The sequence below is a fragment of the Arthrobacter sp. alpha11c genome, assembly GCF_054149985.1.
Map to the genome: position 1 here is coordinate 233,897 of NZ_CP196747.1, position 13,594 is coordinate 247,490.

General features: G+C 60.9%; 14 protein-coding genes. All 14 read left to right on the forward strand.

The features are described from left to right. Positions 1-41 precede the first annotated feature (41 nt). The 14 genes from rho (at position 42) to atpA (ending at position 13,565) form a co-directional block, all read left to right on the forward strand. Positions 42-2,183 carry a transcription termination factor Rho gene (rho, locus tag ACTAQJ_RS01045; protein ID WP_498700108.1) on the forward strand — a complete coding sequence of 714 codons (2,142 nt, stop codon included), beginning with the start codon at positions 42-44 and terminating at the stop codon, positions 2,181-2,183. 243 nt (positions 2,184-2,426) lie between these two features. Then, on the forward strand, positions 2,427-3,500 hold the full coding sequence (prfA, locus tag ACTAQJ_RS01050) for a peptide chain release factor 1 (RefSeq protein WP_431115641.1): 1,074 nt from the start codon (positions 2,427-2,429) through the stop codon (positions 3,498-3,500). Between the two features lie 45 nt (positions 3,501-3,545). Then, the gene (gene prmC / locus ACTAQJ_RS01055) at positions 3,546-4,418 is read left to right on the forward strand and encodes a peptide chain release factor N(5)-glutamine methyltransferase (RefSeq protein WP_431115640.1); all 873 of its coding nucleotides are present in this window, start codon (positions 3,546-3,548) and stop codon (positions 4,416-4,418) included. A 12-nt stretch (positions 4,419-4,430) separates the two neighbouring features. Continuing rightward, entirely contained in the window at positions 4,431-5,171 is a 741-nt protein-coding gene (locus ACTAQJ_RS01060) for an L-threonylcarbamoyladenylate synthase (RefSeq protein WP_431115639.1), read from the forward strand. Next, positions 5,168-5,953 carry a WecB/TagA/CpsF family glycosyltransferase gene (locus ACTAQJ_RS01065; RefSeq protein ID WP_431115638.1) on the forward strand — a complete coding sequence of 262 codons (786 nt, stop codon included), beginning with the start codon at positions 5,168-5,170 and terminating at the stop codon, positions 5,951-5,953. The genes ACTAQJ_RS01060 and ACTAQJ_RS01065 overlap by 4 nt, the downstream gene beginning before the upstream one ends. Further along, positions 5,954-6,910, forward strand: a complete 957-nt coding sequence (locus ACTAQJ_RS01070; RefSeq protein ID WP_498700110.1) for a glycosyltransferase — start codon at positions 5,954-5,956, stop codon at positions 6,908-6,910. It begins immediately after the preceding gene. 282 nt (positions 6,911-7,192) lie between these two features. After that, the gene (locus ACTAQJ_RS01075; RefSeq protein WP_498700112.1) at positions 7,193-8,311 is read left to right on the forward strand and encodes an MraY family glycosyltransferase; all 1,119 of its coding nucleotides are present in this window, start codon (positions 7,193-7,195) and stop codon (positions 8,309-8,311) included. A gap of 113 nt (positions 8,312-8,424) precedes the next feature. Beyond that, complete coding sequence (locus tag ACTAQJ_RS01080; protein WP_498700113.1) at positions 8,425-8,916, forward strand: Cg1360 family ATP-synthase-associated protein; 492 nt, start codon at positions 8,425-8,427, stop codon at positions 8,914-8,916. Then, positions 8,903-9,238: a hypothetical protein gene (locus tag ACTAQJ_RS01085; protein WP_431115634.1), complete on the forward strand. Its 336-nt coding sequence runs from the start codon at positions 8,903-8,905 to the stop codon at positions 9,236-9,238. Before ACTAQJ_RS01080 ends, ACTAQJ_RS01085 begins: the two co-directional genes overlap by 14 nt. An 81-nt stretch (positions 9,239-9,319) precedes the next feature. Then, positions 9,320-10,120, forward strand: a complete 801-nt coding sequence (gene atpB / locus ACTAQJ_RS01090; protein WP_216923956.1) for a F0F1 ATP synthase subunit A — start codon at positions 9,320-9,322, stop codon at positions 10,118-10,120. A gap of 77 nt (positions 10,121-10,197) precedes the next feature. Then, the gene (gene atpE, locus ACTAQJ_RS01095) at positions 10,198-10,401 is read left to right on the forward strand and encodes an ATP synthase F0 subunit C (RefSeq protein ID WP_009356484.1); all 204 of its coding nucleotides are present in this window, start codon (positions 10,198-10,200) and stop codon (positions 10,399-10,401) included. A 56-nt stretch (positions 10,402-10,457) separates the two neighbouring features. Further along, positions 10,458-11,015 (forward strand): F0F1 ATP synthase subunit B, encoded by a 558-nt coding sequence (locus tag ACTAQJ_RS01100; protein WP_216923955.1) that lies wholly within the window; start codon positions 10,458-10,460, stop codon positions 11,013-11,015. Beyond that, positions 11,015-11,842, forward strand: coding sequence for a F0F1 ATP synthase subunit delta (locus ACTAQJ_RS01105; RefSeq protein ID WP_498700117.1), 828 nt, complete (start codon positions 11,015-11,017; stop codon positions 11,840-11,842). The genes ACTAQJ_RS01100 and ACTAQJ_RS01105 overlap by 1 nt, the downstream gene beginning before the upstream one ends. Positions 11,843-11,927: 85 nt before the next feature. Then, a complete protein-coding gene (gene atpA / locus ACTAQJ_RS01110) occupies positions 11,928-13,565 on the forward strand; it encodes a F0F1 ATP synthase subunit alpha (protein WP_431120262.1) in 1,638 nt (545 codons plus the stop codon). Positions 13,566-13,594 lie beyond the last annotated feature (29 nt).

Consider the following 13,594-nt stretch of genomic DNA (forward strand, 5'->3'; position numbering starts at 1 on the left):
TGCTGAGTCGTCAACAGCAGCAACCACCAAGAGCAGCGGCCTTGCAGGCCTTCAAGCTCGCCCAGCTCCAGGCTCTTGCCAGCCAGCTGGGGATCTCCGGTGGGTCCCGTATGCGTAAGGGGGACTTGGTAACAGCCATATCCGCCCATCGTGCCGGGACTTCTACCGCCAAGGCCCCGGCCAAGGCATCGACGAAGGCTGCCACCGCGCCCAAGGCAGCGCCGGCTCCCGAGGTCAAGGTTGCGGAGAAGAGCACTCCTGCCGCTGAAGTGAGCACGGAAGCGCCAGCCCAGGAAGCCCCTCGTGGACGTGGACGTGGCCGTAGCCGCCGCGCCACCAGCGATGGCGTAGTTGCCGCGGCAGAGGCCGCTGCACCTGCTGAAGCGCCGGCTGCGCCGGTTGCAGAGCCCGAAGCAGCGCCGGAAGCAAGCGAAGCCGTCACCGAGCGTCGCCAGCCCCGGACCCGTAACCGTCGCCGCAGCGAGGCTGCTGCAGCTCCGGAGGAAACCGCAGAAGCCCCGGCCGCTGAGCAGCGCCCGGAGCGCACAGAACAGCGTGCCGAGCGCACTGAACAGCGTGCTGAGCAGCGTGAACAGCGTGGCGAACGGACCGAGCAGCGTGAACAGCGCGGCGAACGGACCGAGCAGCGTGAACAGCGTGGCGAACGGACCGAGCAGCGTGAACAGCGTGTCGAACGGACCGAGCAGCGTGAACAGCGCGGCGAACGCACTGAACAGCGTACTGAACAGCGCGAGCAGGCCGACTCCGGCGATCAGTCCCGTGAACGTCGTGACTCCCGCGGACGCCGCGAGGACAACACCGACCTCGACGACACTGGTAACCGCCGCAACCGCAGGAACCGCCGTGATCGCAACGATCAGAACGAGCGCAGCGACCGTCGTGGCGGTCAGGACAGCCGGGACGGCAACACCCGCAGCGACCGCTTCCGCGACCGCAATGAACGCCGCCGTGGCCGTGCGCAGGGGCCGGATGTTGACGACATCGAGGTTACCGAAGACGACGTCCTGCTCCCCGTAGCGGGCATTCTGGACGTCCTGGAGAACTACGCATTCATCCGGACGTCCGGCTACCTCCCCGGCGCGAACGACGTCTACGTTTCGCTGGCACAGGTCAAGAAGTACAACCTCCGCAAGGGAGACGCCGTCGTTGGCGCCATCCGTGCACCACGCGAAGGTGAAGACCGCAACCAGCAGTCTTCGCGCCAGAAGTTCAACGCCCTCGTGCGTGTTACTTCGGTCAACGGCAAGACTCCTGAAGAGCTCAAGGATCGCGTCGAGTTCGCCAAACTCGTGCCGCTGTACCCGTCCGAGCGCCTGCGCCTGGAGACCGACCCCAAGAAGATCGGTCCGCGTGTCATTGACCTCGTGGCTCCGATCGGCAAGGGCCAGCGTGGCCTGATCGTCTCCCCGCCCAAGGCCGGAAAGACGCTCATCCTGCAGTCCATTGCGAACGCAATCACCACCAACAATCCTGAGGTCCACCTCATGATGGTGTTGGTTGACGAACGTCCCGAAGAAGTCACGGACATGCAGCGCACCGTCAAGGGTGAGGTCATTGCCTCCACCTTCGACCGTCCCGCAGACGACCACACCACTGTTGCCGAGCTTTCCATCGAACGCGCCAAGCGCCTCGTTGAAATGGGCATGGACGTGGTGGTCCTCCTGGACTCCATGACCCGCCTGGGCCGCGCATACAACCTGGCAGCACCGGCCTCCGGCCGCATCCTGTCCGGTGGTGTGGACTCCGCTGCGCTCTACCCGCCGAAGCGCTTCTTCGGTGCCGCCCGCAACATCGAAAACGGTGGCTCGCTCACCATCCTGGCAACGGCGCTCGTAGAGACCGGATCCAAGATGGACGAAGTCATCTTCGAGGAGTTCAAGGGCACCGGCAACATGGAGCTCCGCCTTTCCCGCCAGCTGGCAGACAAGCGCATCTTCCCGGCCGTGGACGTCAACGCGTCCGGCACACGCCGCGAAGAGAACCTGCTCTCGCCGGAAGAAGTCAAGATCATGTGGAAGCTGCGCCGGGTCCTTTCAGGCCTTGAGCAGCAGCAGAGCCTTGAGCTGCTGACCAACAAGATCCGGGAGACGCAAAGCAACGTCGAGTTCCTCATGCAGGTTCAGAAGACGACGCTTGGAGCGAAGTCGGACAACGACAAATAGCTGTAATCGGGGCGGGGTGTCGGGTGTTTGTGCGGTTGGTGCCGCGCGGATTTCCCGCCCCCGCCCCTTCGCGTGGCGGCTCTGTCCTAACGGACCTGAGCCGCCACGCTTCGGCAGGCCCGATGCCACTCCCGGGGCGGGAAATCCGCGCGGCCGGCGCCCGGCTCACCTAATGCCGGGCCTGACGGGGAACGGATTTCTGCACCCGACTAACATAGGGTGCGACACGAAAGAGGTTTGAAAATGTTTGAGTCCGTACAGGGATTGCTTGATGAGCATGCTGCTATCCAGGCGCAGTTGAGTGATCCTGCTGTTTATGCCGATCAGTCTGCTGCCCGGAAATTGGGGCGGCGTTCTGCGCAGCTCCAGGGCATTGTGGAGGCGTATAACAAGTGGCGCGGGCTCAATGATGATTTGGAAGCTGCCAAAGAGATGGCAGACGAGGATCCCGAATTCGCTGCAGAAGTTGTGCAGCTGGAGGAGCAGATTCCTGCGGCACAGGAGCGGCTGCGCCGTCTGCTGATCCCTCGCGATCCGGACGACGCCCGCAACGTGATCCTTGAAGTCAAGGGCGGAGAAGGCGGCGACGAAGCTGCGTTGTTCGCTGGCGACCTTCTGCGGATGTACATGCGGTACGCCGAGTCGCGGGGCTGGAAGACTGAGATGATCTCCGCTACCGAATCAGATCTTGGTGGATACAAGGACGTCGCCGTGGCCATCAAGGGCAATTCGAACGACCCCGCGGAAGGCGTCTTTGCGCGGTTGAAGTTCGAAGGCGGTGTGCACCGGGTGCAGCGCGTTCCGGTTACAGAGTCGCAGGGCCGTATCCACACATCCGCGGCCGGCGTCCTGGTGCTTCCCGAAGTGGATGAACCCGAAGAGCTTGAAATCAACCAGAACGATCTCAAGATCGACGTCTACCGTTCCTCCGGTCCCGGTGGCCAGTCCGTGAACACCACGGACTCCGCAGTTCGCATCACCCACTTGCCTACGGGCATCGTGGTGGCCATGCAGAACGAAAAGTCGCAGCTGCAGAACCGCGAAGCCGGTATGCGCGTGCTCCGTGCCCGGCTCCTGGCCCACCAGCAGGAACAGATCGACGCCGCCAACTCCGAGCAGCGCAAGTCGCAGATCCGTACGATGGACCGCTCGGAGCGCATCCGCACCTACAACTTCCCGGAAAACCGCATTGCGGACCACCGCACCGGGTATAAGGCCTACAACCTCGACGCCGTGATGAATGGTGACCTGGAACCCGTCATCCAATCGGCGATTGAAGCGGACGAGCAGGCACGTCTGGACGCCCTGGGCGAATAGCAAAGCACCACAAGCCTGCCGATTTCCAGCTGTCGGGGTACAGATATGACGATTTTCCCGGGCCAGAGCCTCGCGGACGCCGTTCGCGAGGCCACTGCCGTTTTATCCGACGCCGGAGTCCCCACCCCGCGCGTCGATGCCGAGCTCCTTGCGGAGCACCTGCTGGGAGTGGGGCTGGGCCGGTTGCGGGCAATGCTCCTGGGCGATTCGCCCGCCCCTGAAGGCTACGCCGAACTGGTGGCTGAGCGTGCCGGACGCGTACCGCTTCAGCACATCACCGGCGTCGCATATTTCCGCCATCTTGAGCTGCAGGTGGGGCCGGGTGTGTTCATTCCCCGACCCGAAACGGAATCCGTTGTCCAGCTTGTCATCGACCACGTGGCCGGCATGTCCCACCCTAAGATCGTGGACCTCGGAACCGGTTCGGGAGCCATTGCCGGTTCAATCGCGCACGAAGTTCCAGGAGCTGAAGTCCATGCCGTGGAATTCAGCACGTTTGCCCATGCCTGGGCCAGCAGGAACCTTGAACCGCTGGGCGTCTCCCTGATCCAGGGCGATCTTAGGGATGCCTTGCCTGAACACAACGGCTCATTTGACGTTGTGGTCTCCAATCCTCCGTACATCCCTGCCGAAGCCATCCCAAACGAGCCCGAAGTTGCGCTGCATGATCCGCCCGAAGCACTGTACGGTGGGGGAGCGGATGGGATGGAACTCCCGACGGCGGCAGCAGCCAGTGCGGGCCGCCTCCTGAAACCTGGCGGCTACTTCGTGATGGAACACGCAGAAGTCCAGGCGGATTGGATCAGCGGCATGTTGCGTCGAGCCGGACGTTGGCAGGACATCACCACGCACTTTGACCTCAACGGCAAGGAACGTGCCACGAGCGCGGTGCTGGCAAACAAGGCTCCTGATGAGTGAAAGAATAGCGCTGTGACCACAACCTACAATTGCACTTCCGATGACCAGCGGGCTGAAGGACTTCAACACGCGCAGCGTGCCATCAGCGAAAAGAAGTGCATCGTGCTGCCGACGGACACCGTGTACGGCATTGCAGCTGACGCCTTTTCCCCCTTGGCCGTGACAATGTTGTTGGCTTCCAAGGGCCGTAGCCGGCAAATGCCTCCACCGGTCCTGATTCCGCGCATCAACGCCCTGGACGGACTCGCGAGCGATGTGTCCGCCGACGCCAGGGCCTTGGCACAGGCCTTCTGGCCCGGTGGCCTGACGCTCATCCTTCACGCCCAGCCGTCTTTGGATTGGGACCTGGGTGATACCAAGGGCACTGTGGCCCTGCGGATGCCTGACGACGAACTCGCACTTGAACTTCTGGGCCTTACCGGGCCGCTGGCTGTGTCATCGGCCAACCGCACGGGGCAGGAAGCAGCGCAGACTGCTTCAGAGGCGCGGCTCCAGCTGGCAGATTCCGTGGAAGTGTACTTGGAAGGCGGCTTCCGGCCCGTCAAGGGTACTGCTGCACTGCCTTCTACCATCGTGGATGCGACCTCCGAACCCTTCCGGGTGGTACGTCAGGGCGCCATCTCCCTGGAACGCCTGCGTGAGGTCGTTCCTTCCCTCCTCGGCGTTGATGAGCCTGCACCCGCCGTCGAGGATCCGGCGCCTGCTGTATCAGCATCGGCACCCGACGCCCCACGTGAAGCCAAACCCGAATGATTCCGGACCGCCAGCGCGTCCCCGTCCTTGACGTCGACGCGACTCCGCTGCGCGTCAATGAATTGATCGATGCCCTTGACGGACTTATCTCCACCGGAACCACCCGTACTGTGCTCGGCCACAATCTTCACAGCATTACGCTGTTCCACTCGTGTGCAGATTTCCGTTCACTTTACGATCAAAGTTCGATCGTCCTCCTTGACGGCGCTCCAGTAGCCATGCTTTGGGGATTAGCCCACAAACGGCAATTGAAGCCCCTGGGACAAGGCCCCATGGCATACCGGCTTGGATCCATGGACTGGATCCCGGCTCTTGGGGGAGTGAAGGGGCTGGAACGGGTGGCCGTGATCGGTGCCGGACGGGCTGCAAATACGCAAGCGGTGGCCCGGCTGCGCACGATTATTCCGGACGCAACGGTAGATGGCATGCCCGGCGAAGGATGGGACGATGCGCTGGAATTGGCTGTCGTGGAGTGGTTGGACCGCTTCCGTCCTCAACTGGTGCTGCTGGGCCTTGGCATGCCGCTGCAGGAGACCGTCCTGCATCGACGACTCACTCAGTTTCCGCCCGCTGTGTATTGTGCCGTTGGCGGTGCCATTGAACAGGTGGCCGGCGTCCAGAAGCTCGCGCCGCGTTGGCTCGGGCGCCTTGGGCTCGAATGGGCGTGGCGCCTGGTCCTCCATCCGGGCCGTGTTGGCTACAGAGTTTTTGTTGAACCGTGGAAGTTGGCGGGCCTGCTGATTCGGCGCCACTTCCAGCCATCCCAGACCAAAGGCAAGTAAATGACGTCCAAACCCGTTGTGGTCGCCGTTGTGGTGACCTTTAACCGGCGTGAACTCCTTGAGACCACCCTGGCCGGCATTGCCGCCGGCACCGAGGTGCCGGACGCCGTCGTCGTCGTGGACAATGCCTCCACAGACGGAACTGCGGAATTCCTCAGGACCTACCGTGGCCCTGTTCCTACGGACGTTGTTACGCTCAATGCCAACGTGGGCGGCGCCGGGGGATTTGTTGTCGGCATGGAGCGTGCAGTCCTGGACCACGGTGCTGACCACGTCTGGATCATGGACGACGACACCGAGCCACAGCCGGGCGCACTTCGCGAGGCACTGGATGTATCCGAGGCCTATGAACAGGAAGCGGGGGAAGCCCCGGCGTTCATCGCCAGCCGGGTGGTGTGGACGGATGGGCGCGACCACCCAATGAATCGCATGCGTCCACGCATCGGAGCCAGCGAAGCGGCGCGGAGCATGGCTACCCGGCTCGGGGCGGTTCAGATCCGCAGCGCTTCGTTTGTTTCTGTCCTGATCCGCGCAGACGAGATCCGGCGTCACGGACTCCCCATCGCGGATTACTTTATCTGGAACGACGACCTCGAATACACGGCAAGGGTTTCGCGCCGCGGAATTGCGCTGGCTACCAACGCGTCGGTAGCCAACCACCACACGAAAGTATTCGGAGATGCAGGCGCGGACCCCGGCCCTCGTTTCTATTACGAAGTTCGTAACAAGCTCTGGGTTTACACCAGGTCCAACGCCCTGACCCCTTGGGAAAAGGTCCTCTTTACCGGGGCTTCGCTGCGCAATTGGACCAAGACCATTGCTGCATCGTCAAACCGCAAAGTTCTGCTTGATGGCTTGTTCAAGGGCCTGCGCCACAGTTTGAGGGCACCCCGGTCCAACGCCGAAGTGCTCAAGGGGATCTACGCCCTGCGCAACGTCCAGGAGCCTGCCAAGTAAAAGCCTGCCGCTTGACTGCAGCGCATCAGCTGTAGCTTTGCGGCTGCGTCACGCCGGTGGTCACGACCGTTGGCATTAGTATCGTGACTAGAGTCCACAGAAATCCCAGCATCATTTGGCACAGCCGGTGCAGGCATGGCGACGGAGTAGTTCCATTTATCGACAGACAGAAATCCACACCTTGACCTGCCCAGAACTACGCGGCTTTTCAGCGGTGCACCGGCTGCATACGTTGGTCCGTGTACCTGATTCCGGCATTGGGCTGCCTTCCGGAGCCGCGTCATGATTATGTACCTGCTGATGGCACTTACGGCTGCACTGGTGTCCTATGCCGCAACGTGGGGAGCCCGCGTACTGGGGAACAAATTACGGCTTTACCGTCCCATCCGCAGCAGGGACATGCACTCCGCACTCATCTCAAAACTGGGCGGGCTTGGCATCTTTGCAGGCTTTTTTACTGCGCTTGTGGTGGCAAGCAACTCTTTCTTCGTCAAGGACATTTTCAGGCATAACGATGCTCCGTGGGGCATATTGGCCGGAGCAGTAGTGATCGTCGCAGTGGGGGTCGCGGACGATATCCTCGACATCCGCTGGTGGATCAAGCTCCTGGGGCAGGCCGCAGCGGCTTTCATCGTCGCCATCTGGGGGGTGAGGATGTCTGTGGTTCCCTTCATCCCCGAACCGATCCTGATTGAGTCCGAGCTCGTCCAGATCGTCCTGACAGCCGGGCTGATTGTTACCACCATGAATGCCGTCAATTTCATTGATGGGCTCGATGGACTGGCTGCAGGTGTAGCCACCATAGGCGGCGGCGCCTTCTTCCTCACGGCATACTGGGTGCACCGGAACAACCCATCCACTGACAATTCAGACCTTGCGACACTCCTGATGGCGATCCTGGTGGGTGGCTGCATCGGCTTCCTGCCGCATAACTGGTTTCCAGCCAAGATCTTCATGGGGGACTCCGGTGCCATGCTCATCGGTCTCCTCATGGCTTCAGCCGGCGTAGTGGCCACGGGGCAAATCGGATCCGGGCTCTACGACCGCGCCAACGGCATTCCGACGATCATCCCGATCCTCCTGCCGTTCGCCGTCCTGTCCCTTCCGCTCCTGGATTTCGGGATGGCTGTGGTTCGCAGGACCGCGCGGGGACAGTCTCCTTGGTCCGCAGACCGTGGGCACCTCCACCACAAATTGGTGGACCTGGGCTACTCGCACCGCACCGCCGTCGTCATGCTTTATGTCTGGACGTGCATCCTGGCGTTCGGAGGTGTGGCGTTCGCCGTGTTCCCTTGGCAGATTGTGTTGATCGTGGTGGTTGTAGCTGCTCTCGTCATGGCCGCCGTTACCGCGTGGCCGTACTTCACGCGGAATACCGCGGGACCGGGGGAGCGCTCATGACTTCCGGTTATGGTCACAGTTCTATCTCATGTAGAATTCTTTCTGCGGACAGTCACTCGCCCGTAACCCCACTTTGAGAATATGGCACCTGTGCCACGAGGATTGGTATCCCCATGACATCCAACGCCGATTCCGGACGCCCGTCCGGTAAACGTGTTGTTGGAGTTTCCGGGGAGACATCCAACCTGTGGCTCCGCTTGCTGCTCTTGAGTTCCGCTGCTGCTCTGGCCGGATTGATCGTGACGAGTATCGTCGCAGCGTTCGTGAATGGTGGCCAAGGCGCGCTTTCAGCAGCATTCGGGGCCGCGCTGGTCATGCTCTTCTTTGCGATCAGCCTTCTGATCGGTCATTTTGTTGGCCGCAGTAATCCTTCCGGCGCCGTCGGCCTGTTCGTGGCGACGTACTTCGTAAAAGTCGTCGGATTTGCCGTGGTCCTCTTTGTTATCGGTACTCCCGCCTGGTTGCATGGCCGATGGTTCATCATCGGCGCAGTTGTGGCCGTCGTCCTTTGGCAGGCTGCAGAGATCTACGGTTTCAGCAAAGCCCGCCTGCAGATCTACAACGATCCTGCGGATGAGAAGGGCGGTACGGATGTCTCTGCGTAAGCGTAATTCCCAGCTGTCGAGCCACACTCCATCGCAAGGTGAAGCCAACGATTCTGCCGACGCAGGAAACGATGGTGGATACAACGCCGGCATCGCCGTCTTCAGCTACATCGTTGGCGGGATCATTGTCTGGAGTTTGATAGGCTGGGGTCTGGATAATCTGTGGGGGACCCGCTGGATTGTGCTCCTTGGCGCTCTGCTGGGAGCCGCAGGAGGGTTCTATCTTTCCCATATGCACGGCCTCACCAGGCAAAGCTCTTCTTCTGGCGAGAGCAACGCAGACAGCGGTCCGTCCACGGACGGGGACAGTAATGCCAAATAATTTCACACGGAATATGGATGCGTCGAGCGCGTCCGGCTTCCAACCAATGCCCAATGATGGACACAGCAGAGAGGAAACGCGTTGATCGCGCTTGCGCTCCCCGCCCAGGATTCGGGGTCATTCACCCCACCCGGAATCGACGAAATGCACCTGCCGGCAATCCTGCCTTGGGGTGCGCACGATGGCTTCTCCAAGCAGATGCTGCTGGTGATCCTTTCGGTCGTCATTATCGCTACATTCTTCATCCTCGCTGCACGTAAGCAGCAGCTGGTTCCCGGCAAGCTGCAGTTCGCAGGCGAAATGGCCTATGGCTTCGTCCGCAACAGCATCGCCAAGGACATCATCGGCGGCAAGGACTTCATCAAGTACGTCCCGCTGTTGTTCAGCCTGTTCTTCTTCATTCTGGTGAACAACATCTACGGCGCTATCCCCGTGATCCAGCTCCCGAGCTTCTCCCACGTTGGCGGCGCGTATGTGCTGGCCGGCATCGTGTACTTCACCTGGATCATCATCGGCATCAAGAAGAACGGGCTGAAGTATTTCAAGCTCGCAACTGTTCCCTCCGGTGTGCCGTGGTACATCCTGCCGATCGTTGTTCCGATCGAAATCATCTCCAACTTCCTGGTCCGCCCCGTGACGCACAGCCTCCGTCTGTTCGCGACCATGCTGGCCGGCCACCTGATCGTCATGCTCGCCGGTTCCGGTATTGAGTTCCTGATCATGCAGGAGAACGTCCTTTTGAAGGGCACCTCGGTTCTCGTCCTTGTTGGCGCTATTGCCATGTACATGCTCGAGGCCCTGATTATGGCCCTGCAGGCCTACGTGTTCACGTTGCTGACTGCGATCTACATTGAAGGCGCCCTGCACGCCGACAGCCACTAGGCTCAAAAACTTCCCCTTGAGGGGATTGAAGTAAACCAAACAACCTGCCACATGGGTGGCATCTTGAAAGGAAAAAAATGGAAGGCAATCTCAACCTCGTAGGTTACGGTCTGTCCGCAATCGGCGGTGGTATCGGTGTGGGTCTCGTATTCGCGGCTTACATCAACGGTGTTGCTCGTCAGCCGGAAGCTCAGCGCGTGCTGCAGCCGATCGCATTCCTTGGTCTGGCACTGACCGAAGCTCTTGCCATCCTCGGCCTCGTCTTCGCTTTCGTTCTCTAGTCTTCGACTTTCGAACAAAGCGAATTCCGCAACCGAGTAGATAGGACGGGTGAAATATGAATCAGCTGATCATCTCAGCCGCCACTGAAGGCGAAGAGGCCACTAACCCTCTCGTTCCCAATGTTTGGGAAATGGGCGTCGTCCTCGTCGGCTTTGCTGTCCTCCTGTACATCGTGGTCAAGTTCATTGTCCCGATGTTCGAGAAGACCTTCGCAGAGCGCGCCGAAGCGATTGAAGGTGGCATCGCAAAGGCAGAAAAGGCACAGGCCGAAGCTTCTGCAGCTCTTGAAGAGTACAAGCAGCAACTCACCGACGCCCGCGCCGAAGCCAACCGGATCCGCGAAGAAGCACGCGCTGAAGGCGCCCAGATCCTCGCGGACCTCAAGGCCAAGGCTGCTGCCGAGTCTGCCCGCATCACCGAGCAGGCACACGCTGCCATTGAGTCCGAGCGCCAGGCAGCAGTTGTCTCGCTTCGCTCAGAGGTTGGCACTTTGGCTACTACGTTGGCTGGCCGCATCGTTGGTGAAGCACTCACTGACGATGAGCGTGCCGCACGCGTTGTGGACCGCTTCCTGGCAGATCTGGAGACCCAGAACGCAGGTGCAGCTAAGTAATGGCAGGTATATCGAGCGAATCGCTGACCACGGCGCTGGCGCAGTTGGAAGCCAAGCTTCCTTTTGCCTCGCTGCAGTTGGCAAAGGACCTCTTCGGAATCCTGGGAACGGTGGACAGCTCGGCTGGCTTGCGCCGCGCCCTGACTGACCCGTCCCGTAGTGGAGACGAGAAGTCGGCGCTGGTCAAGCAGCTGGTTAGCGGAAAAGTCTCCGCTGATGCTGCTGAAATCGCAGGCGGACTGGCTAGCTTACGCTGGGCATCTGCACGCGATATCGGCGATGCACTCGAGACTCTTGCCGCCACGGTTGTCATTGCCATAGCTGAAAACAAGTCGGCCGTTTCTGCCTCTGGTATTACGGGGCTGGAAGAGCTGGAAAACGATCTGTTTGCTTTCAACCAGGCCGTCGCTTCCAGCCACGAAGTACAACGTGCTCTGTCTGAGCCGCAGGCATCCGGCGCGGCCAAGGTTGTCCTGGCCGAGAAACTTGTTCCTGGCATCAGCGAGGAAGCAAAGGTTCTCATTGGCCAGGCCGTAACTCAGCCGCGCGGTGTCAAGCCGAGCAAGCTCGTCGAGTCCTTCGCCAAGCTTGCAGCCAAGCGTCAGCAGCGCTGGATTGCAACTGTCAGCGTTACCCGTCCGTTGACGGAAACGCAGGCCAGCCGTCTGCTGGCCGGGCTGAATGCCCTGTACGGCCGCGAGCTGAAGGTCAACGTCAATGTTGACCCCCGCCTCATTGGTGGAATCCGGGTTCAGGTGGGCGATGAAGTGCTTGACGCTTCTGTTATCGGCCGCCTGACCGACCTCCGCCGTCAGCTCGCTGTCTAGCGAAGACAAAGCACAACTTAACTGATATAAAACCCGGTCATCGTGAGCAACGATGATCACGAAAACAGGAGAGCAGGGACTGCAGATGGCCGAATTGACCATCAACGCCGACGACGTCCGTAATGCGTTGAACGAGTTCGCGGCGTCCTACGAACCCGGAAACGCAGAGCGCGTAGAGGTTGGTCGTGTGACCACCGCAAGTGACGGCATCGCCCGTGTTGAGGGTCTTCCCTCGGTCATGGCGAACGAGCTGCTTCGCTTCGAAGATGGCACGCTGGGCCTCGCCCAGAACCTTGACGTCCGCGAGATCGGTGTCATTATCCTCGGTGACTTCACCGGAATCGAAGAGGGCCAGGAAGTTCACCGCACCGGTGAGATCCTGTCCGTTCCGGTTGGCGATGCCTTCCTCGGTCGCGTAGTCGACCCGCTGGGCCAGCCGATCGACGACCTCGGCGAGATCAAGGCCGAGACCACCCGTGCACTGGAACTCCAGGCTCCGGGCGTCACCGAGCGCAAGTCGGTTCACGAACCGATGCAGACCGGCCTCAAGGCTATTGACGCCATGATTCCGATCGGCCGTGGCCAGCGTCAGCTGATCATTGGTGACCGCCAGACCGGCAAGACCGCAATCGCTGTGGACACCATCATCAACCAGAAGGCCAACTGGGCTTCGGGCGATGTCACCAAGCAGGTTCGTTGCGTTTACGTTGGTGTTGGCCAGAAGGCTTCCACCATTGCCGCAGTGCGCCAGACCCTCGAGGACCATGGCGCGCTGGAGTACACCACCATCGTGGCCTCCCCGGCCTCGGACCCCGCTGGCTTCAAGTACTTGGCACCGTACGCAGGCTCGGCCATCGGCCAGCACTGGATGTACGGTGGCAAGCACGTTCTGGTGATCTTCGATGACCTTTCCAAGCAGGCCGAAGCGTACCGCGCGGTTTCCCTGCTGCTGCGTCGTCCGCCGGGACGCGAAGCTTACCCGGGCGACGTCTTCTACTTGCACTCCCGTCTGCTGGAGCGTTGTGCAAAGCTCTCCGACGAGCTCGGCGCAGGCTCGATGACCGGTCTTCCGATCGTCGAAACCAAGGCCAACGACGTTTCCGCCTACATCCCCACCAACGTGATCTCCATTACTGATGGCCAGATCTTCCTTCAGTCCGACCTCTTCAACGCCAACCAGCGCCCTGCTGTTGACGTTGGTGTGTCGGTCTCCCGCGTCGGTGGCGCTGCCCAGGTCAAGTCCATGAAGAAGGTCTCCGGTACCTTGAAGCTGGACCTGGCGCAGTACCGTGACATGCAGGCTTTCGCCATGTTCGCTTCGGACCTGGATGCGGCCTCCCGCCAGCAGCTGACCCGTGGTGCACGTCTGATGGAACTGCTCAAGCAGGGCCAGTACTCACCCTTCCCGGTTGAGGACCAGGTTGTCTCCATCTGGGCTGGTACCAACGGTTACCTGGACGATGTTCCGGTTGAAGACATCAGCCGCTTCGAGTCCGAGTTCCTGGAACACCTGAAGCACAAGTCCTCCATCCTGACCACGCTGGCTCAGACCAACGTCCTGGATGACGACACCGCTGCCGCACTGAAGGAAGCCATCGTTTCCTTCAAGAAGGGCTTCTTCGGCGAGGGCGACAACCACCTGGTTGGCGCCGGACACGAAGAGCACGAAGCGATCTCCGGTGGCGATGTCGACCAGGAAAAGATCGTCAAGCAGAAGCGCTAGTTTCGATGACCTGTTCTGCCGGGGTCCGC